Raw genomic sequence first — 20,355 nt, forward strand, 5'->3', positions numbered from 1 at the left:
CGTGTCCGAGGGGATCGAGATGACATTGGCTGCGGCCCGTATCGACGAACGGGTGGCGACGCCCGGCCTGCCGGCGCTGCGCATCAGGTCGGCGCGCGTCATCGTCACCTGCCCGGGTCGCAACTTCGTCACGCTGAAGATCGAGACCGACCAGGGTATCTACGGGATCGGCGACGCGACGCTGAACGGGCGCGAAAAGGCGGTGGTCGCGTATCTCGAGGAGCACGTCATCCCCGTCCTGATCGGACGCGACGCGCGCGCCATCGAGGATATCTGGCAGTTCCTCTATCGCGGCGCCTATTGGCGGCGCGGGCCGGTGACGATGCGCGCCATCGCGGCAGTCGATGTCGCGCTGTGGGACATCAAGGGCAAGGCGCTCGGCGTGCCGATCTCCGACCTGCTCGGCGGCAAGTCGCGGGAGGCGGCGATGGTCTATGGCCATGCCAACGGCGCCGACATCGCCCAGACCGTCGATGCGGTCGCACGCTATGTCGACCTCGGCTACAAGGCGGTGCGCGCGCAGACCGGCGTGCCGGGGATGGCGCTGGCGTACGGGGTCGGGCGCGGCGAGCTGCATTACGAGCCTGCCGACGCCACGCTGCCGACCGAGACGACGTGGTCGACGCACAAATATCTGAACCACGTCCCGAAGCTGTTCGACGCGCTGCGCGATGCGCATGGGACCGACCTCCACCTGCTCCACGACGGCCACCACCGCATGACGCCGATCGAGGCGGCGCAGCTCGGCAAGGCGCTCGAGCCGCACAGGCTGTTCTGGCTGGAGGATCCGACCCCGGCGGAGAACCAGGAGGCGTTCCGCCTGATCCGCCAGCACACGACGACGCCGCTGGCGGTCGGCGAGATCTTCAACACGCTGTGGGACGCGAAGGACCTGATCCAGAACCAGCTGATCGATTATCTGAGGATGACGATCGTCGGGTCGGGCGGCATCACCCATCTGCGCCGCGTCGCCGACTTCGCGGCGCTCTGGCAGGTGCGGATGGGCAGCCACGGCGCCACCGACCTGTCTCCGGTGACGATGGGCGCGGCGCTCAACTTCGACGTGTGGGTGCCCAACTTCGGCATCCAGGAATATATGCGGCACACGCCCGAGACCGACGCAGTCTTCCCGCACCACTACTGGTTCGCCGACGGTCTCCTCCACCCCGGCGACGCGCCCGGACACGGGGTCGATATCGACGAGGCGCTGGCGGCGAAATACCCGTACGAGCCGCGGCAGCTGCCGGTGGCGCGCCTCGAAGACGGCACGATGTGGAACTGGTGAGCCCGATGCACCTGCCCGGCGACTGGCGCGACGCGCTGCTGCTCGGCCGCATGGCGACGCCCGAGGGGCCGAGCCCGGTGCTGGTTCGCGGCGGCGTCGCGTACGACATGGCGCGCGTCGCGCCGACGGTCGCCGAGCTTGCGGCGCGCTACGGGGAGGGTGACCCGCTCGACGGCGGGGTGGCGCTCGACACGCTCGAGCTACCGCTGCTCACGCCGATCGACCTGCAGTGCGTCAAGGCGGCGGGGGTGACCTTCGCGGTCTCGGCGCTCGAACGCGTCATCGAGGAGCGCGCCCGCGGCGACGCGGGGCAGGCCGAGGTGATCCGGGCCGGCCTGGCGGCGCGCATCGGCAGCGACATCGCGTCGGTCAAGCCGGGGTCGGAGACCGCCGCCTCGCTCAAGGCGGCGCTGATCGCCGACGATATGTGGTCGCAGTATCTGGAGGTCGCGATCGGGCCGGATGCAGAGGTGTTCACCAAATGCCCGGTCCTCGCCGCGGTCGGGCACGGCGCCGAGGTCGGCATCCGCGCCGATTCGTCGTGGAACAACCCCGAACCGGAGATCGTGCTGGTCTGTGATCATCAGGGCCGGGCGATCGGCGCAACGCTGGGCAACGACGTCAACCTGCGCGATTTCGAGGGGCGCAGCGCGCTGCTGCTCGGCAAGGCGAAGGACAACAACGCGTCGTGCGCGCTCGGGCCGTTCGTGCGGCTGTTCGACGAGCGTTTCACCATCGACGATGTGCGCGCGGCCGAGGTGCGGCTGGAGATCGAAGGCGTGGAAGGCTTCCGCCTCGAAGGCCATAGCTCGATGGCGCTGATCGGTCGCGACCCGCTCGACCTCGTCGCGCAGACGATCGGCAGGCACCACCGCTATCCCGACGGTTTCGTGCTGTTCATGGGCACGATGTTCGCGCCGACACAGGACCGCGACACGCCGGGCCAGGGGTTCACGCACAAGGTCGGCGACGTGGTGCGCGTCTCGTCGCCGCGCCTCGGTTGCCTCGAAAATCGCGTGACGACCTGCGACGCGGCGCCGCCCTGGACGTTCGGGGTCGGCGCGCTGATGCGCAATCTGGCTGGACGGGGATTGATGTGAGCGCGGTCTATCCCAGCCTGGCCGGGCGCAGTGTCGTCGTGACCGGCGGCGGCTCGGGGATCGGCGCGGCGATCGTCGACGCCTTCGTGGCGCAGGGGTCGCGCGTCACCTATCTCGATCTTGCCGACACGCGAACGCCCGATGCGGCCACGTTTATGCGCTGCGACCTGACCGACACCGACGCGATCGCGGCGGCCTTCGCGGCGATCGGGCCGGTCGACGCACTGGTCAACAATGCCGCGAACGACGACCGGCACGATATCGCCGAGGTCACGTCGGCCTATTTCGACAACCGGATCGCGGTCAATCTGAAGCATCATTTCTTCTGCGCGCAGGCCGTCGCGCCGGGGATGAAGGCGGCCGGGCGCGGGGCGATCGTCAATATCGGCTCGATCTCCTGGCGGCTCGCGATCCCCGACATCCCGATCTACGAGACCGCCAAGGCCGGCATCGAGGGGCTGACGCGGGCGCTCGCGCGCGACCTCGGCACCGATGGCATCCGCGTCACTTGCGTCGTGCCCGGCGGGGTCCGCACGCCGCGCCAGATCGCGCTGTGGCACAATCCCGAGGTCGAAGCCGCGATGATCGCGGCGCAGTGCCTGAAGGCGCGCGTCGACCCGCACCACGTCGCGGCGATGGTACTGTTCCTGTGCAGCGACGACGCCGCGATGTGCACCGCGCACAGCTATGTCGTGGACGCCGGCTGGAGCTGAAGTTGTAAGACCCATTGCGCCCGCGCCCTGCAAGTTGTTAGAACGGGGCGACGGACCTGCGAGGCAGGCCGGCGGGGGAGAGCGACGTGGGGCTGGCGACACTCGATATCATTGTGGTCGTCGCCTATGCGATCGGCATCTTCGGCCTCGCCCAGTGGGTGTCGCGCGACAGGGGCGGCGAGAAGAAGGACACCGGGGATTATTTCCTAGCGTCGAAGTCGCTGCCGTGGTGGGCGGTCGGCGCGTCGCTGATCGCGGCGAACATCTCCGCCGAGCAGATCGTCGGCATGTCGGGGTCGGGCTATGCGCTGGGCCTGGCAATCGCGTCGTACGAGTGGATGGCGGCGATCTCGCTGATCATCGTCGGCAAGTATTTCCTGCCGATCTTCCTGAAGAACGAAATCTACTCGATGCCGCAGTTCCTCGAACAGCGGTACGGCCCGTCGATCCGCACGCTGATGGCGGTGTTCTGGCTGGGCCTCTACGTCTTCGTCAACCTGACCTCGATCATCTGGCTGGGGTCGATCGCAGTGCATCAGGTGGCGGGCGTCGACCAGGATATCGCTCTGATCGGCCTCGGCCTGTTCGCGCTACTGTACCAGATCCGCGGCGGGCTGAAGGCGGTGGCGTTGACCGACATCGTGCAGGTCACGCTGCTGGTGTTCGGCGGGCTGATCGTCTCGGGCCTGACGCTCAGCCAGATCGGCGGCGACAGCGGCATTCTCGGCGGCTTCGTCGAGCTGACGCGGCGGGTGCCCGAAAAGTTCGACATGATCCTGACGCCCGATAACCCCTATTACAAGGATCTGCCCGGCATCGCCGTGCTGGTCGGCGGCATGTGGATCGTCAACCTCAGCTATTGGGGTTTCAACCAGTATATCATTCAGCGCGCGCTCGCGGCGAAGTCGCTCAAGGAAGCGCAGAAGGGCATCGTCTTCGCGGCATACCTCAAGCTGCTGATGCCCGTCATCATCGTCCTGCCGGGCATCGCCGCGGTGGTGCTCGCGCCCGGCCTGGCGCGGCCCGACGAGGCCTATCCGACGATGATGCGCCTGCTGCCGACCGGCCTGCTCGGGCTGGTCTTCGCGGCGCTGATCGCCGCGGTCATCGCCTCGACCGCGTCGAAGGTGAACTCGATCGCGACGATCTTCACGCTCGATCTCTACAACCAGCGCGGCAAGGTGCACAGCGAGCGGCACCTCGTGAAGGTCGGCCGCATCGCCGCGGTCGTCGCAACCCTGCTCGCCATCCTGACCGCGCGACCGCTGCTCGGCAGCTTCGACCAGGCGTTTCAGTTCATTCAGGAATATACCGGCTTCTTCACCCCCGGAATCTTCGTGATCTTCATGCTCGGGCTGTTCTGGAAGAGCGCCAGCGAGGCGGGAGCGCTCGGCGCCGCGATCGGGTCGTTCGTCATGTCGCTGGTGATCAAGCAGGTCTGGCCCGACTTTCCGTTCATCAACCGGATGGGGGTCGTGTTCGTGATCGCGCTCGTCGTCGCGGTCGTGGTGTCGCTGCTGCGTCCTGCGGCTGCGAGCCGGAACATGATCAGCACCGATGTCGACTACGCGACATCGCGCGGGTTCAACATCGGTGCCGTCGGCGTTATCCTGATCCTGATCGCGCTGTACGCGACTTGGTGGTAGGCGCTCAGCCGTCCCGGCGCAGTCGCGCGCGGTGGCGGCGCGGCTGGAAGTACAGCGCCTCGCCGCACGTGCCGTCCTCATAGGCCGACAGATATTTCTCCGTGTGCGCGGCGATGTTGGTGTCGGGCGGATGCTTGGCGATCTCGTCGAGGACGATATCGACACCCAGCCCCGGTCGGTCGGGAACGACCATATGGCCGTCGACGATCTCCAGCGGCTGGGTGATGACGCGCGCGCGGCCTTCCCAGTCGGTGCGGAAGCGCTCGTGGATCAGCGCGTTGGGGATCGCCGCGAGCAGGTGGATCGCGGCATATTCGGCAATCGGCCCGAGCGTCCCCGAATGCGGCGCGACGCTGACGAAATTGGCCTCCGCCAGCACCGCGATCTTGCGCATCTGGCTGATGCCGACGCGCCCCATGTCGGGCTGGACGATGTCGACGAGGCCCTCGCCGATCAGCTGACGGTAGCCCCACAGCAGCGCCGAGCGTTCTCCCGCCGCGAGCGGCAGGTCGGTCGCGGACCGCAGCCGCCTGAGCCCCGCCAGATCCTCGGGCGCCAGCGCTTCTTCCAGGAACAGCAGGTCGTAAGGTTCGAGCGCGCGCGCGATCGCAATCGCGTCCGGAGCATTCAGCCATGGCGGCCCGTGCAGGTCGACGGCGATGTCGATGTCGCGCCCAACGGCCTCGCGCAGCGCCGCGACCTTGTCGACGGCGGTGCGGATGTTGCCGGCCTTCAGTGCGCCGTACCCTTCGGCGACCGCCGCGACTGCCAGCTCGGTCGAGCTGGCATGGACGTAGCAGCGCACCCGGTCGCGGAACTTGCCGCCGAGCAACTGCCACACCGGCACGCCCAGCGACTTGGCGGTGATGTCCCACAGCGCCATGTCGATCGCGGCCATTGCGCCCGATCCCGGCGTGCCCGTCTGGCCGTGCCCCATCTGCGAGACGAACATGCGGTGCCACAGCCGGTCGATGTTGCGCGGGTCCTCGCCGATCAGGACCGTCGCGAGGTCGGCGATGCCCGCGGCGACCATCCGCGGCCAGCCGCTGCCCTCGCCGACGCCGCTGATCCCTGCGTCGGTCTCGATCCGCACGAAGCACCAGTGGCGCGACCCGCCGCTGCTGATCCCGCCCGCCGACCAGGCGGTCTCGCTTGGTGCACCCGCTGCCATCAGATAAGGCGTTATGCTCGTGATCCGCACCGCTCGCGCCCCTGTAACCTGCGTTCGCTAGCCTTCGGGGGTTGCACCAATTCTGTCAACTTGTCAGCGAAACGGGCAAAGTTGTAAGAAGCGGTAAGCGCCTGCAGGCGATATTGGAGTGATGACCTTGGAAGCTTTCCTGATCGCCGGCGAGCCGGTGACGACGTCCGAAACCTTCAAGGCGGTCGATCCGTCGCTTGGGCACACGATCGATCCGCCGTTCGCGGTGTCGGACGAAAGTCATGTCGAGCGTGCCTGCATCGCCGCCGCCGCTGCCTTCGAAGCCTTCGCCGAGGCGCCGATCGAGACGCGCGCCCGCCTGCTCGAGACTATCGCCGACGAGATCGAGGGCATCGGCGACGCGCTGATCGTCCGCGCGATGGCCGAGACCGGGCTGCCCCGCCCCCGCCTCGAAGGCGAGCGCGGCCGCACGACCGGCCAGCTCCGCATGTTCGCCGCCGTCGTCCGCGAGGGCGGGTGGCAGGACATTCGGATCGACTCGGCGCTGCCCGATCGCCAGCCGCTGCCGCGCCCCGACCTGCGCATGATCAAGCGGCCGCTGGGTCCCGTCGCGGTGTTCGGCGCGTCGAACTTCCCGCTCGCTTTCTCGGTGGCCGGCGGCGACACCGCGTCGGCGCTCGCCGCAGGCTGCCCGGTCGTGATCAAGGGCCACCCGGCGCACCCGGGCCTGTCCGCGATGGTCGGCGGCGCGATCGCCAAGGCCGTCGCCGCCGTCGGGCTGCCTGCGGGCGTCTTCTCGCTGCTCGCCGGCCCGTCGAACGCGCTTGGCTCGGCGCTCGTCCTCGATCCGCGCATCGCGGCGGTCGGGTTCACGGGCTCGCGGCAAGGCGGACTGGCGCTGGTCGAGCTGGCGGCGCGGCGGCCCGTGCCGATCCCGGTCTATGCCGAGATGAGCAGCGTCAACCCCGTGATCCTGTTCCCCGCCGCGCTCGCGGCGCGTGCCGAGGCGCTGGCGGCGGGCTATGTCGGCTCGCTGACCTTCAGCGCCGGGCAGCTGTGCACCAACCCGGGGCTGGTCTTCGCGGTAGACGGCCCGGGCTTAGCGCGCTTTTCGGAGAGTGCCGCGAATGCACTCGCGGCGGCCGGCCCCGCGACTATGCTGACCCCTGGGATCGCCAAAGCGTTCCGCACCGGCGTCGCGAAGCTCACCGGCAGCAGCGGCGTGACCGAGCTTGCCCGTGGTGCGGCGCCCGCGGGCGAGTGCCAGTCGCAGGCATCCCTGTTCACCATCTCCGCGCCGGACTTCATCGCGCAGGCAGAGGTACGCGAGGAGGTGTTCGGCCACACCTCGCTCGTCGTGCGCTGCGCCGACCAGGCGGAACTATGCGCCGCGCTCGCGGTACTGGAGGGGCAGCTGACGGTCACGCTGCAGATCGACCCTGACGACGGACCCGCCGCCCGGGCGCTGATGCCGCTACTGGTGCAAAAGGCCGGGCGCCTGCTCGCCAACGGCTGGCCCACTGGCGTCGAGGTTGCGCCTGCGATGGTTCACGGCGGTCCGTTCCCTGCCACGTCCGACGGCCGCAGCACCTCGGTCGGCTGGCTCGCCATCGACCGTTTCCTGCGTCCCGTCTGCTATCAGAACATGCCCGCGGCGCTGCTGCCCCCCGCGCTTGCCGGCGACGGTGCAGGCAGCTGGCGGCTAGTCGATGGACACCGCGTCGCAGCCTGAACCGGCCAAGTAAATCGGTTGCAAGTTTGCAACTTTACTGCTTACCATTACAATTAATGACATCTGCATCTGGACGCCCATGTTGAACGTCCCCTTCAAGACCGAAACAAAGCCGGTTGCCGGTCCGCGGGCACCACTTGACCCGGGGGCGGTCAAGCTGAGCGACATCGTCTATGCCAAGATCGCCGGGCGTATTCGGTCGGGCGAGTATTCGGTCGATAGCCGCCTGCCGACCGAAAACGACCTGGCCGAGGCGCTCGGCGTGTCGCGCCCGATCGTGCGCGAGGCGCTGGCGCGGCTGCGCAACGACGGCGTGGTGATGTCGAGGCGCGGGTCGGGCACCTATGTCCAGCGCGTGCAGGACACCGTGCCCAGCCGCATGCCGCCGCTGACCTCGATCTCCGACATGAAGCGCTGCCTCGAATACCGGATCAGCCTCGAGGGTGAATCCGCCTGGCATGCGGCGCGCGGCGCGGCCGAGGACCGCGTCGTGCTGACCGAGGCGATGGCGCGGCTCGACCGCGATTTCGAGCACAAGACGCTGGAACCCGACAACGACTTCGCGTTCCACCACGCGGTCGCGCTCGCCACCGGCAACCGCTTCTTCCACGAAACAATGTCGTCGATGCGCGAGACGATCATCACGGCGATGCAGATCACGCCGAACTTCATCTCGCCGCGCTCGCACGACCGGCTTGCGACGCTCCACAAGGAGCATCAGGCGGTCTATCTGGCGGTCATGGCGAACGACGCCGAGGGTGCCCGCGACGCGATGCGCACGCATCTGACGCGCGCCATGCAGCGGGTTTTCGACGGGCTCTAGCGTTTCAGATCCGCGTCGGCGTCGGCATCAGGCCGGCAAACGGCGCCGGCATCGCGAGCAGCCCCCCCTTGATGCCGTCGTCGGTCTCGCCGTTCTTCAGCCCGGCGGTGGTCAAGTACAGCGTGCGCAGGTTGCTGCCGCCGAACGCCGGTCGCGTCGGCGTGTCGACCGGCAATTCGAGGCTGCGGTCGAGGCGGCCGTCGGGCATGAAGCGGTGGAGATAGGGTGAAGCCATCGCCGCGCTCCAATAGCCGCCTTCGCTGTCGATCGTGGCACCGTCAGGCTTGCCGGGCAAATTCGCGAAATCGACGAACAGGCGCGCGGCACCCATCGTGCCGGTCGCGGGATCGTAGGGCGCCGCCCAGACCTTCCGAACATCGGCGAACGAGTCCGAGAAATACAGCGTCCGCCCGTCGGGGCTGAACGCCAGGCCGTTGGTGGTGTTGAGGCCGTCGACGAGGACGCGGACCGACAGGTCGGCGTCGATACCGTAGATCGCCGCGCGCGCGTCGTTGCCGCGCCCCGGGAGCATCGTCCCGATGATCAGCCGCCCATGGGAGTCAACGGTCGCGTCGTTGAACAGATGCCCGGGCGGGAGCGTGAGGTCGAGCGGCATCGTGGTGAAAGTGCCGGCCGCGGGATCGAAGGCCGCGAGCCCGTCCGACAGCGCGACGATCAGCCCGCCGCGCTCGCGCAGCACCACCGCGCGCGCCCAGGGCAGATGCGGGCCGGGCGTCTTCCAGTAGTGCGTCGTCCCGTCGGCGGCGGTCAGCACGAGCGCGTGCCCGTGCATGTCGACCCACCAGACGCCGCCGTCGGCGCTCGACCAGACGGCGGACTCGCCGAAGAAGCCGCGAAAGCGACCGGTCGGCGTCGCGCCGCTCGCCGCGACGGGGGCGTCGGTGAGGCGCGGCGTCATGGGATCGCGAGCTCGAAGGGGATGGCGGGGATGTCGGTCTTGCCGAACAGGTTGACCACCGGCGAGTTCGCCCAGGCGTAGCGGACGAACGCCGTGTTGCCCTCGTTCGCGCCCGTCAGGACCACCGAATCCCCCTCGACCCGACCCTCCGCGAAGGCGCACACCCGCGCCGCATCGCACGTCTCGAAGCCGATCGCCTGCGGCGACGAATAGGTCAGCAGCGCGCCGTCGGTGTCGCCGAAGCGCACGATGATGTCGCCGCCGCGCCGGGTGACGCTCAGCGGGCGCGGCCCGCCGACGCTTATCGGATCGCCGTACGCGAGGTGCCGCATGGCGCGGGCGGCGCGCTGGCCGACGATCTTCTTCTGCGCCGGGTGAATGTCCCAGCGGTCGCCCGCGTCGACGGTGACGATCAGCGCGGTCCTGGGGTCATCGAGCGACACCTGCCGCTGGACCTCGCGCAGCGCGGCCCAGTCGGACTTGCCGGGCTTCGTCGCGACCGGACCATAGGCGGTCAGCTGGACGAGGACGAACGGCAGGTCGCGATCGGCGAAGGTCCGCCGCCAGTCGCGCATCAGCCCGGGCAGCAGCCGGCGGTATGTGCCCGGATCGGCGACGTTCGACTCCCCCTGATACCAGACGACGCCCTTGAAGGCGTAGGCGCCGAGCGGCGCGATCATGCCGTTGTACAGCGTGCCGAGACCCTGACCCCCGGTCCACGGTGCCCGCGGCGCGAGCGGCAGGTCGCCGCTGCGCGCGACCATCCTGTACCGCCAGTCGGGCGTCAGCGGCACGGTGCCGCCGCTCGCGATCCATTCGCAGCCGTCGCGGCAAACCCGCGTCTTCCACTCCGAGCCCTGGTCGAGCAGGCGCACCGCGACGAGATTGCGCCCCGCCTTCAGCAGGCCGCGCGGCACCGGATAGGGCTCGCGACGCCCGCCTTCGCGTGCGCCGACCAAGCGGCCGTTGATCCAGACCGTCGCATCCTCGCTGACGGCGCCGAGGTCGAGCGCCGAGATGCGCCGTGCCGTCGCGGCGTCGAGCGTCGCCTCGTGCCGATACCAGATCGCACCGCCGAACCATGTGTCGCTGACGCCCTTCGACGGATTGCGCTGGCCCGGCAGCTGTGCCCAGTCCCAGCTCATGTCGTCGTAATCGGGTCGCGTGCGGCCCGCGTCGGGGGCGGTCGCCTGCCACCAGGCCTCGACGTGCCGCTGCCACTCCGCACGCCCGGCTTCGGGCAACCGGGCGAACGCCTGCAACGCCGCGACACGATCGCCGAACGGCGGCGTCTGGCGCAGGGCGTCGGCGCTCAGCCAGCTTTCGACGCGGGTGCCGCCGAGCGACGAGCGGATGAAGCCGATCGTCACCCCCGCGGTCTTCTTCAACTCGAGCGCCATGTAGTAGCAGACCGCCGAGGACTCGCCCAAGCTGTCGGGCGCGGCCGTTTTCCAGGCGATGCGGTCGCCCAGCCGCGCCTGCTCCAGCGGCGGCTGGTTGATCGGGATCGTCGCGAAGCGGACCGCCGGGTCGGCGGCGACCTTCAACTGGTTCGACGCATTGGTCGCGAACTTGGTCAGGTACGACATGTTCGACTGGCCGCCGCACAGGAAGACGTCGCCGACCATGACATCGTCGATCGCCGCGGTTGCTGCTGCCATGTCGGTGACGGTCAGGCGGTACGGGCCGCCGGCGGGCATCGCGGGCAGGGTAGCGGACCAGGCCCCCGCCGCATCGGTGACAGCCTCGACCGACTTTCCGGCCATGGCGACAGCCACCGCCTGCGCCGGGGCGGCGGTGCCGCGCACGCGGATCGGCCGGTCGCGCTGGATGACGGCATGATCGGCGAACAGCGGATCGAACTGCGGCCCGGCGTCCTGCGCGAGCGCGGGGGTCGCCACGAGCAGGGGAGCGAGCAGCCGCCTCATGTCGTGATGCTGACCAGGCTCCGGTCGGCGACGACGATCGGCGCGTCGTAGAAGGGCACGCCCGACAGGCGGAGCGCGTTGCCGGTCCGCCGCACCTGCGCCGCGGGGATATCGTGGACCGCGCCGCTGATGATATCGACCCAGACCGGCGTATCGATGTCGGCCCCGGCGATGACGAGTTCCTGCAGGCGCACCTCGTTCGACTCCGCCGGAATATTGTCGGCCAGCCAGAAACTGTAGAGCTGCTTGCCGGTCTTCCGGTTCCGGTAGCCGAAGCCTGCGGTGCGGCGGTCGGTGCTGTACGAGAACAGCGTCTCGCCAGGTGCCGCGTCGGCGGCGCGGTAGCTGTGCTTGAGCGTCCGGATGCGCTCGAGGCTGTCGTCGAAGATCGAGGTGACGTGCTGGATCGCATAGTATGCCGTCTTCGGGCGGATGACGCGCTTGCTCGCGTCGGACTTGAGAATGCCCTTGTAGTTCAGCCGGTTGATCGGCCCCGCAGTGTAGTTCATCTCGACCAGCCCGAAGACGCTCGATTCGATGTCGAGGCCGAGATCGCCGAGCATCCGGCGCGTGTCCCATTTCGCTTGGGTCAACTCGCTCCAGGGATAATCCCACAGCGCGCCGCGCCCGCTGCCCCCCGCCGAGGGCGCACCATTCTCGCCCTGGCGCAGCGGCATCGCGGGCGCGTAGCGGTCGAGCGCGGCGCGCAGCTGCGCGACCTCGTGGCGGTTGCTGTCGGGATTATAGGCATAGTCGTGGTAGGTCATGTTGGCAAACAGGCCGAAGCCCCTGAGATCGGCGACGCGCTTGAAGAAGCGGTCGACGAACGGCTGCGCGAAGTGGCCGAGCGCGAGGCCGGAGATCCGGGCGCGGGGCTGGATGCGCTTGATGATCCGCGCCGTCCGGACGTTGAAGTCGGCGGTCATCTCGGGTGAGTTTATCGTGTTGTCCCCGAAATTGGGCTCGTTCCACACTTCCCAGTCGAAGACCTTGGCGGCGTAGCGCGTCACCAGCGCCGCGACCCAGCGGTCGTAGGCGGCGAGCGCCTCGGCCGACACCGGCAGCCCGGCGCCGAGGTTGTACCCGCCGCCGCCCGGATAGATCGGATTACCGTACGAGGTCTGCAGCCACGGCTCGAAGCCCCGGCCGGTTGCGTCGTCGACGATGCGGTCGAGCCACGCGAAGTCGTAGACGGCGCGTACCTTCTCGGTCTTGGCCCAGCCCGCCTGCATGCGCAGCCGCTTGATGCCGAGCGGCGCGATGAACTCCTTGTATTGGTCGTAGTCGGCATAATCCCGGTCGAGCGTCTCGCAGCCGAGCAGCCAGTTCGAGCCACTGATCTCTCGCGTGCTGCGCGGCCGCACGCTGCCGAGATAGGGCAGGCGGACTTCGAGGTTGGTGACGACGCGGTCCTTCGACGTCTCGATGATCTGGCCCAGCGCCGGCGGTGCGCGGAGCAGCAGCCCCGCCCCCAGCGCGCCGCCACCCAGCATGAAGCCGCGCCGTGCCGTGATCATGGCTTGTTTCCCTGCGACATCCATCCGGTCGCCTTGTCGCCGCCGAGATAGGCCCATTCGGAGACCTGCGCCGTGTCGACGCCGCTTGCCTGCAGCCGCGCGACATGATCCTCGGCATTGTCGACGCCCATGTAGCCGATGCGCCGTGCGACGGGATCGTCGATTGCCACGCGGGTGTTGCCCGACACGCCCCAGATCACGTTGAACCCCGGTTCGGTCCAGCGCAGGCACTTGTCGACCAGCCGCGCCGCGTCGTCCCAGCTGTGCCACAGGCGCAGGTCGCGCGCCGACGTCGGCTCGGGCTTGAAGGTGCAGATGCGCCACGCGAAGGCGATCAGCCCGAAGGCCTCGGCTTCGGCACGCAGCATCGCCTCGCCGAACACCTTCGAGATGCCGTACAGCCCGGCGGGCCGCGGCGCGAGATCGGCGCTGAGCACCGTGTCGGCCGGGTGCAGGCCGAACGCCTGGTTCGAACTGGCGTAGATGATCGTCTTGACGCCCGCGCGCCGCGCCGCGGTCACCGCATTATAGGCGCCCGTGTAGTTGCGCTCGACCATCACCGGCCAGTCGATGTCGCGCGGGTGCCCCGCCAGGTGGATGACCGCGCGCGCGCCCTGCATCGCCTCGGCCATACCGTCCTGATCGGCGAGATCTGTCCGGACAAATCCCTGCACGTCGCCGTCGGCGGGCTCAACGATGTCGGTAAAGCGGACGTTGTAGCCCGCCGGGCGCAGGCGCTGGCGCAGGCAGGTGCCGATCCGCCCCGACCCGCCGGTGATGAAGATGTCACCCGGCGGCACGGGCGGCGTGCCGAGGCCGATGTCGCGGACTTCAAGCATCGCCGAACGGCATCGGGTTCGCCTTAGTATAGGCGGCGTACAAGGCCAGCGCCTCGTCCTTGGCCGGGTAGAAGTCGGTGACCTTGGCGCCCGCCAGGATGTGCGCCTGCGCGAAGGGCTCGTAATGCTCCATGCGCAGCGCCTCGGGCAGGATGTCGTCGAGATATTCGAGCGGGATCACGATCACCCCGTCGCCGTCGCCCAGCATGACGTCGCCCGGATAGACCGCCACCCCGCCGCACCCGATCGGCACGTTCATGTCGACGCCGTGGTGCCGGGTGAGGTTGGTGGGGGCGGAGCGCGCCGCGACGTAGATCGGCACGTCGAGCCCGGCGACATAATCCGAGTCGCGGATGCCGGCATCGGACACGAACCCTTCGCAGCCACGCGACTGCAGCCGCGACGCGAGAATGCCGCCGAGCGACGCCGAACTGGCGTCGCGGCGGCAGTCCATGACCAGCACGTCGCCCGGACCGACGGTTTCGACCGCGACGCGCTGGGGATGCTGCGGATCGCGGAAGATCTCGCGCTTGTCGATGTCTTCGCGCGCCGGGATGTGGCGCAGTGTGAACGCTTGGCCGATCATCGGGCGGCGATGCTCGGTCAGCCGGAAGACGCCCTGGATGAACTGATTATGCAGGCCGCGGGCGTGCAGGATCGTCGCGACCGTTGCGGTCGAGATCGTCGCCAGCTTGGCGCGGGTCGCGTCGTCGAGGCGGCGGTGCGTGGTCATCGGTTTGGCTTTCGCGAGCGTGAGGACGTTATCTGAGAAGGGCCGCATCGGCCCAGACGGCGCTGGCGGGGATCTGCGCGCCCGACGCCTGGCGGACGACGAGCTCGACGATCTTCGCCGCGCCGATGACGGCGGTCAGGACCGCGGGTGCATCGCCGAACTTCAGCGCGCGCGACTGCGCGACCAGTCTGCCGTCGGCATAGACGAGGAAGCGCGCGCCATCGCGGGTGTTCAGGCTGTTGTCGTCGATCCCGACGCGCGCGCTGAAGCGCCTGAAGGCGCCGTCGTTCCGGACTTCCATGCGCGAGTTGGTGAGGATGCCGATGCCGGTCATGAAGGCCTCGCCGCGCAGCAGCAGCGTCCCGCCATAGGGCGACTGGTCGGCCATCGCGCCGCCCCAGCCCGCGTACATCGCGCGCGTCCCGCCCGAATTGGTGCCCTCCCACGGGTTGATCGAGCGGTGCACGGTCGGGTCGGCCTGCGGCGTCACCACGCCGTCGTGCGCGACGTTGATGCGGCCGGGGATTTCCGAGAGATACTGGCCATCGGGCAACGCGCGCGTGCCGCTCGCCTCGAAGACCAGGGTCTCGCGCGGCGCGACCTTGAAGCTGCGCTCCTTGGCGAACGGATCGAGCGTCGCCTTCGACCACAGGTCGCGCAGCACGATCGGGGCGCCGTCGGCGAACTTCAGGTGCTTGGCCATCAGCAGCACGTCGACCGGGCCGACCCCGCGGTTGAAGATCGCGACGATCTTGCGGTCGGTGCCAGCGAGCGTCTTCACGAAGATCTGCACGTCGTTCGAATCGTACGCGAGCACTGCCTGGTGGCCGCCCTTGTCCTGGTTCGCCGCGACGAGGTCGGCATTGCCCCAGATGTCGATCAGCGACTTGGGCGCATTCCGCATGTCATAGCCGATCAGCAGCGGCGCGTTGATCACCGCCCACAGCGAAAAGTGCGACTTCGCCTCGACCAGGTGGTTCACGTCGAACTCGCCGTGCCCGATGAACAGCATGTCGGGGTCGTTCCAGGCGCCCGGGTGCGCGTACAACGGCCGTGTCGCAGCGCTGTCGAAGACGTGCAGCATGCGACCCCAGACCGGCAGGATGTCGCTGCTCGTCCGCACGACGTTGCCGATCTCCTTGCCCCAGGCGCGGACATTGCCTGCACCCCAGGCGCAGATCGAAAAGACATAGTCGCCGTTCGGCCGCGCGCGCTGCAGCGCGTCGCTAACCGACTGATAGGCCGCACGCAGCGCCGGGACATTCGTCCGGTTCAGCGACTCGTCGACGATCAGGTTCGGATGCGTGTTGTAGCCGCCGCCGTTGCGCGCGCGGCGGCGCTGGGCCTGCTCGTCGACGCCGCACGCATCGACCTTGATGTAATCGAAGCCCCAGTCCTTGAAATAGAGCTGGATGTCCTTGTCGACATTGCCGGCCAGGCCGATCTCGCGCTCGGCGACGCTGCCTTCGGGCAGGTATTGCGGGTTCAGGCTGCCGCCGGATTGCGAGCAGCTATTGTGGCCGATGTCGCTGTAGATGCCAGCCTTGAGCCCCATCGCGTGCAGCTTGTCGGTCAACGGGCGAAAGCTCGTTTCTTGAGGGCCACCGACCTTCGCGCTGGGGAAGATGTTGGTGCGGATCTGCATTCGCCCGTCCGACTGCCGCCGCTTGTGCCACCAGCCATCGTCGATGTTGACGTAGCGATAGCCGAGCCTGGCGAGGCCGGTCGACACCAGTGCCTCGGCCGTGCCCATCACCTTCTCTTCGTCGATCGCGGTCAGGAAGGCGTTCCAGCTGTTCCAGCCCATCGGCGGCACCGCCGCGTCGCCGCGCGTGATGGCGGTCCATTTGGCAGTGGGCGCCAGCGGATCGACCGCAGGTGCCGCCTGCGCGGACACTGCGAGCGCCACGGCGATCGCCGATACCAGACCGTATGCGCGGCTGTGCATATTTCTCCCCTGCGCCACATATATCGGGATCGGAAGAAGTTGTAATACTAAAAATTACACCTTATCGCCTTCATCGGAAGTGGGGAGGGACGCATGTTCATCGGCATTCGCGCGGCGATCGTAGCTCTCGCGCTGTCCGCAGCGGCCGCCGGCGCCGAGAGCTTGCCCGTCGCGCGCGACCTGAGCGCAGCCCGCCCCGTCAGCGTAATGCCAGCCGATCCGGCGAAGGATCTCGTCTTCCGCGACGGGATCAACACCGATGTGAAGGGAAGCTTCGTCGTCATCGGCGAGCGCGCCGGCAAGCCGGTATTTCGCGCCGACAACCCCAAGGGTTCGACCAACCAGTACGGCGTCGGCGTCCGCTGGCGCAGCGCCGGCGCAATCCGCAAGGGCGACGTCATGCTGGTTCGCTTCATGGCGCGGGCGATCAAGGCGCGGCAGGAATCGGGCGAGGCCGAAGGGTTGCTGATCTTCCAGAAGCCTGGCAGCGGCCCCGACCGCGAGGTTACGCAGGCGTTCAGCGTCGGCCCCGACTGGACGCAGATCTACGCCCCCTTCGTCGCCACCCGCGACTATGCGGCGGGCGAGACCGAGGCTGGCATCTCGTTCAGCAACCTCGAGCAGACCATCGAGTTCGCCGAGGTCGACGTCCTCAATTTCGAGAGGCGCCTGACCCTCGCCGACCTGCCGATCACTGCCTTCACCTATGCCGGGCGCGCCCCCGACGCCGCGTGGCGCAAGGCAGCACTGGCGCGCATCGAGGCGATCCGCACCGGTCCGCTGACCATCCGCGTCGTCGATCGCCGCGGCCAGCCCGTCGCGGGCGCAGCGGTGACCGCGGCGATGACCCAGTCGGCGTTCCTCTGGGGGGCGTCGGTCAGCGCCGAGCGGCTGCAGGAAAAGAGCGCCGACGCCGACATCTATCGCCGTCATGTGCTTGACCTGTTCGATACGCTGGTCGTCGAAAACGGGTTCAAATGGCCGCGCTGGATCAACCCGCCGTTCCGGGAGCGCGCGCTGGCCTCGCTCGACTGGCTGATGGCCAACGGCAAGCGCCACAAGGGGCACAACCTCAGCTGGACGGGCTGGAAATTCTCGCCGTCGTTCGTCGCCAAGGACCCGGCCAAACAGGCCGAGATCGCGACGCTCGTCGAGGCGCATATCCGGGAGATCACCTCCGCGACGCGCGGCAAGATGATCGGCTGGGACGTCGTCAACGAGCCGGTCCACGAGACCGACTATTTCAAGGTCATGCCGCGCGAGCGGGTCGCCGAATGGTTCAAGCTGGCGCAGGCGAGCGACCCGTCGATGCAACTGACGCTCAACGAATACGGCATGCTCAACCGCAGCTCGAGCCCGCTGATGATCGCCGACCTGCTCGAATTCTCGCGCATGCTGCGGAAAGAGGGCGCGCGCGTCGATGTGCTCGGCGTCCAGGGCCACGTCGGGCAAACGCCGCGCGCGCCGGTGTCGGTGCTCAGCGACCTCGACCTGCTCGCCGTCGACGGGCAGCAGATCCAGATCACCGAGTTCGACTTCAACACGCGCGACGAGGCGTTGCAGGCCGACTACACGCGAGACTTCCTGATCGCGCTGTACAGCCACAAGTCCGTGACCGGCCTGATTATGTGGGGCTTCTGGGAAGGCGCGCACTGGAAGCCGGCGGCGGCGATGTTCGCGACCGACTGGCGCGAGAAGCCCAACCTCGCGGTCTGGCGAGACCTCGTCCTCGACAAGTGGAAGACGCGCATTGCAGCGACGACCCCGGCATCGGGAGAGGTCGTGGCGCGTGGGCATTTCGGGCGCTACCGTGCGACGGCGACGCTGGGCGGCAAGCAGACGGTGGTCGACTTCGACCTCAAACCCAGCGGCGCGCCGGTGACGATCACGCTGAAATAGGAGCGAGCATGCGAGCGGCAGTTCTGGCGACCCTTCTCGCGGTGGCGGCCTGTGCCCCGGTGGCACCCGTAGCCAGCGCATCTTCGGGCGGCTGGCAGACGCTGTTCAACGGCACCGACCTGACCGGCTGGCGTGGCTATAAGAGCCCGACCGTGCCGACGAAGTGGCGCGTCGAGGAGGGCGCGATCATGCTGGGCAGCGAAGGCGGCGACGGCGACATCGTCACGGCGCAGGAATTCGGCGACTTCGAACTCGAGCTCGAATGGAAGATCTCCGAAGGCGGCAACAGCGGCATCATCTATTTCGTCCAGGAAACCCCGGAAGCGCGCCAGACCTATTCGACCGGCGCCGAGATGCAGGTGCTCGATGACGCGCGCCACCCCGACGGCAAGCTGCCCTCCCACCGCGCCGGCGCGCTCTACGATCTGGTCGTGCCGCGCGAGGCCGCCGCAAAACCCGTCGGCGAGTGGAACAAGGTGCGCATCGTCGTGCGCCAGGGCAGGATCGAACATTGGCTCAACGGCCGCCGCGTCGTCGCCACGACCTACGGCGACGACGCCTGGCGCGCGATGGTCGCGGGGTCTAAATTCAAGGCGATGCCCGACTTCGCGAAGGTGCCGCGTGGCCATATCGCGCTGCAGGACCACGGCGACCGCGTCTGGTACCGCGCCATCCGAATCCGCAGCCTCTGACGCGCCTCAGAACTCCCAGCCCTTCCGGTACTGTCGATCGAGATACACGTTGGCGTCGGCGACGTTGGTGATCCGGCCCGCCTTGCCGTCGTAGTCGATGCCCTGTCCAGCGCGCATCGCCGCCATGCCGAGCAGCATCGTCTCGGTCAGCGGCGCGGCATTCTCGAATGGCGAGGAGATCGCCTCCTCGCCTCGGATCGCGCGGAGCCAGTTCATCTCGTGCCCGCCCTGACCACCTCTGATGCGCGGCAGCGACTGCGGGATCGCTGCGGCACGCTCGGCAAGCCTGTCGCCGATGAGGACCGGGTTCCGGCCATAGGTTTCGTGCATCAGCATGCCGCGCTCGCCGATGTAGAGCACGCCGCCCTCGGCCTTCATGCTCGCACCGGCCGGCATGTTGCGTGGTGTCTCCGGCATCAGCCCGCCGTCGAACCAGGTCAGTTGCAGCGGCCCGCCGGGCGCGTTGCCGAAGACGTAGCGGACGATGCTGGCGAGCGGATAGCTGGTCAGCTCGGCCGGTCCCTTGTCGTCCCAGGGGTTGGTGTCGCCGCCCCAGCGCGTATTGCGCGTCTCGACCCGCGTCGGCAGACCCGGCTTGAGCGCCCAGATGGGAAAGTCGATCAGGTGCGCGCCCATGTCGCCAATCGCGCCGACGCCGAACGGCACCCAGCCGCGCCAGTTGAAGTGCGCGTAATCGGGGTTGTAGCCCCAATCGACCGTCGCGGGCCCCAGCCAGACATCCCAGTCGAGGCTGGCGGGCTTGGCGACCGCGGCGGGCCGGGCGACGCCCTGCGGCCAGACCGGGCGGTTGGTCCACGCCTGCACCTCGGCGACCTTGCCGATGACGCCGCCGCGGATCAGTTCGATGACGCGCCGGCCGTCGTCGCCCGAGTGGCCCTGGTTGCCCATCTGAGTGACGAGCTTCGGATTGCGGCGGGCCAGGTCGAGCAGCCCGCGGCTTTCGCGGACGCTGTAGGTCAGCGGCTTCTGGACATAGACGTGCAGGCCACGCTCCATCGCCATGCGCGCGGCGACGGCGTGATGATGGTCGGGCGTTGCGATCAGGACGGCGTCGATGTCTTTCTGCGCGTCGAACATGCGGCGATAATCGGCATATTTGGCGGTCCGGTCGTATGCCGCCTTGAGCAACAGGCGGTTGGGATCGATCGCCCCGTCCTTCTTGACCACGAAGCTCTTGGCGACGTGCCCGAGGTCGGGGTCGGCGAGCGCGACGATGTTCTCGCCGGTCATCTTCGACATGTTGGTGGCGCCCATGCCGCCGCCGCCGATCACCGCGATATTGACGCGGTCGCTGGGGGACAGCTTGCGCGATGCGGCACGGGCCGGCATCGCCAGCATCCCCGCGCCCGCCGCCGCGCTGCCGATCATGGTGCGACGCGAGATCCTGTCCATCGATTG

At 68.5% G+C, this 20,355-nt stretch carries 16 protein-coding genes; 8 read left to right on the top strand and 8 right to left on the bottom strand.

Features of this window, described 5'->3' with window-relative positions; all coding sequences use genetic code 11:
- The first annotated feature begins 76 nt into the window (after positions 1 to 76).
- From manD to FMM06_RS03905, 4 genes are all read left to right on the top strand, one after another.
- The gene (manD, locus tag FMM06_RS03890) at positions 77 to 1,285 is read left to right on the top strand and encodes a D-mannonate dehydratase ManD (protein ID WP_144237072.1); all 1,209 of its coding nucleotides are present in this window, start codon (positions 77 to 79) and stop codon (positions 1,283 to 1,285) included.
- A gap of 5 nt (positions 1,286 to 1,290) precedes the next feature.
- Entirely contained in the window at positions 1,291 to 2,385 is a 1,095-nt protein-coding gene (locus FMM06_RS03895; RefSeq protein WP_144237073.1) for a fumarylacetoacetate hydrolase family protein, read from the top strand.
- On the top strand, positions 2,382 to 3,098 hold the full coding sequence (locus FMM06_RS03900; RefSeq protein ID WP_143554872.1) for an SDR family NAD(P)-dependent oxidoreductase: 717 nt from the start codon (positions 2,382 to 2,384) through the stop codon (positions 3,096 to 3,098). Before FMM06_RS03895 ends, FMM06_RS03900 begins: the two co-directional genes overlap by 4 nt.
- Positions 3,099 to 3,184: 86 nt before the next feature.
- Positions 3,185 to 4,744 carry a sodium/sugar symporter gene (locus FMM06_RS03905; protein WP_143554873.1) on the top strand — a complete coding sequence of 520 codons (1,560 nt, stop codon included), beginning with the start codon at positions 3,185 to 3,187 and terminating at the stop codon, positions 4,742 to 4,744.
- 4 nt (positions 4,745 to 4,748) lie between these two features.
- Here the strand turns inward: FMM06_RS03905 and FMM06_RS03910 are convergent, their stop codons facing one another.
- Positions 4,749 to 5,915: a mandelate racemase/muconate lactonizing enzyme family protein gene (locus FMM06_RS03910; RefSeq protein WP_207790232.1), complete on the bottom strand. Its 1,167-nt coding sequence runs from the start codon at positions 5,913 to 5,915 to the stop codon at positions 4,749 to 4,751.
- Positions 5,916 to 6,066: 151 nt separating this feature from the next.
- On the opposite strand from FMM06_RS03910, the gene FMM06_RS03915 reads away from it, so the two are divergent.
- Both FMM06_RS03915 and FMM06_RS03920 read left to right on the top strand, forming a co-directional pair.
- Positions 6,067 to 7,638, top strand: coding sequence for an aldehyde dehydrogenase (NADP(+)) (locus FMM06_RS03915; protein ID WP_143554875.1), 1,572 nt, complete (start codon positions 6,067 to 6,069; stop codon positions 7,636 to 7,638).
- A gap of 79 nt (positions 7,639 to 7,717) precedes the next feature.
- Positions 7,718 to 8,461, top strand: coding sequence for a FadR/GntR family transcriptional regulator (locus FMM06_RS03920; RefSeq protein WP_143554876.1), 744 nt, complete (start codon positions 7,718 to 7,720; stop codon positions 8,459 to 8,461).
- A 4-nt stretch (positions 8,462 to 8,465) separates the two neighbouring features.
- Here the strand turns inward: FMM06_RS03920 and FMM06_RS03925 are convergent, their stop codons facing one another.
- From FMM06_RS03925 to FMM06_RS03950, 6 genes are read right to left on the bottom strand one after another with little or no spacing between them, the layout of a single operon-like run.
- Positions 8,466 to 9,380 (bottom strand): SMP-30/gluconolactonase/LRE family protein, encoded by a 915-nt coding sequence (locus FMM06_RS03925; protein WP_143554877.1) that lies wholly within the window; start codon positions 9,378 to 9,380, stop codon positions 8,466 to 8,468.
- Complete coding sequence (locus tag FMM06_RS03930; RefSeq protein WP_143554878.1) at positions 9,377 to 11,308, bottom strand: sialate O-acetylesterase; 1,932 nt, start codon at positions 11,306 to 11,308, stop codon at positions 9,377 to 9,379. The genes FMM06_RS03925 and FMM06_RS03930 overlap by 4 nt, the downstream gene beginning before the upstream one ends.
- Positions 11,305 to 12,825 carry a glycoside hydrolase family protein gene (locus FMM06_RS03935; RefSeq protein ID WP_207790233.1) on the bottom strand — a complete coding sequence of 507 codons (1,521 nt, stop codon included), beginning with the start codon at positions 12,823 to 12,825 and terminating at the stop codon, positions 11,305 to 11,307. The genes FMM06_RS03930 and FMM06_RS03935 overlap by 4 nt, the downstream gene beginning before the upstream one ends.
- On the bottom strand, positions 12,822 to 13,664 hold the full coding sequence (locus FMM06_RS03940; RefSeq protein ID WP_143554879.1) for an NAD-dependent epimerase/dehydratase family protein: 843 nt from the start codon (positions 13,662 to 13,664) through the stop codon (positions 12,822 to 12,824). The genes FMM06_RS03935 and FMM06_RS03940 overlap by 4 nt, the downstream gene beginning before the upstream one ends.
- Positions 13,657 to 14,397: a ribonuclease activity regulator RraA gene (locus FMM06_RS03945; protein ID WP_143554880.1), complete on the bottom strand. Its 741-nt coding sequence runs from the start codon at positions 14,395 to 14,397 to the stop codon at positions 13,657 to 13,659. Before FMM06_RS03945 ends, FMM06_RS03940 begins: the two co-directional genes overlap by 8 nt.
- Before the next feature lie 28 nt (positions 14,398 to 14,425).
- On the bottom strand, positions 14,426 to 16,345 hold the full coding sequence (locus FMM06_RS03950) for an NPCBM/NEW2 domain-containing protein (RefSeq protein ID WP_143554881.1): 1,920 nt from the start codon (positions 16,343 to 16,345) through the stop codon (positions 14,426 to 14,428).
- Between the two features lie 93 nt (positions 16,346 to 16,438).
- On the opposite strand from FMM06_RS03950, the gene FMM06_RS03955 reads away from it, so the two are divergent.
- Together FMM06_RS03955 and FMM06_RS03960 are read left to right on the top strand one after the other, a co-directional pair.
- Positions 16,439 to 18,244 carry an endo-1,4-beta-xylanase gene (locus tag FMM06_RS03955; RefSeq protein WP_143554882.1) on the top strand — a complete coding sequence of 602 codons (1,806 nt, stop codon included), beginning with the start codon at positions 16,439 to 16,441 and terminating at the stop codon, positions 18,242 to 18,244.
- Positions 18,245 to 18,252: 8 nt separating this feature from the next.
- Positions 18,253 to 18,936 carry a 3-keto-disaccharide hydrolase gene (locus tag FMM06_RS03960; RefSeq protein WP_143554883.1) on the top strand — a complete coding sequence of 228 codons (684 nt, stop codon included), beginning with the start codon at positions 18,253 to 18,255 and terminating at the stop codon, positions 18,934 to 18,936.
- A gap of 6 nt (positions 18,937 to 18,942) precedes the next feature.
- Here the strand turns inward: FMM06_RS03960 and FMM06_RS03965 are convergent, their stop codons facing one another.
- Positions 18,943 to 20,349 carry a Gfo/Idh/MocA family protein gene (locus FMM06_RS03965; RefSeq protein ID WP_143554884.1) on the bottom strand — a complete coding sequence of 469 codons (1,407 nt, stop codon included), beginning with the start codon at positions 20,347 to 20,349 and terminating at the stop codon, positions 18,943 to 18,945.
- Between the last annotated feature and the right edge of the window lie 6 nt (positions 20,350 to 20,355).

Source organism: Glacieibacterium frigidum, assembly GCF_007097155.1.
Taxonomy (GTDB): domain Bacteria; phylum Pseudomonadota; class Alphaproteobacteria; order Sphingomonadales; family Sphingomonadaceae; genus Glacieibacterium; species Glacieibacterium frigidum.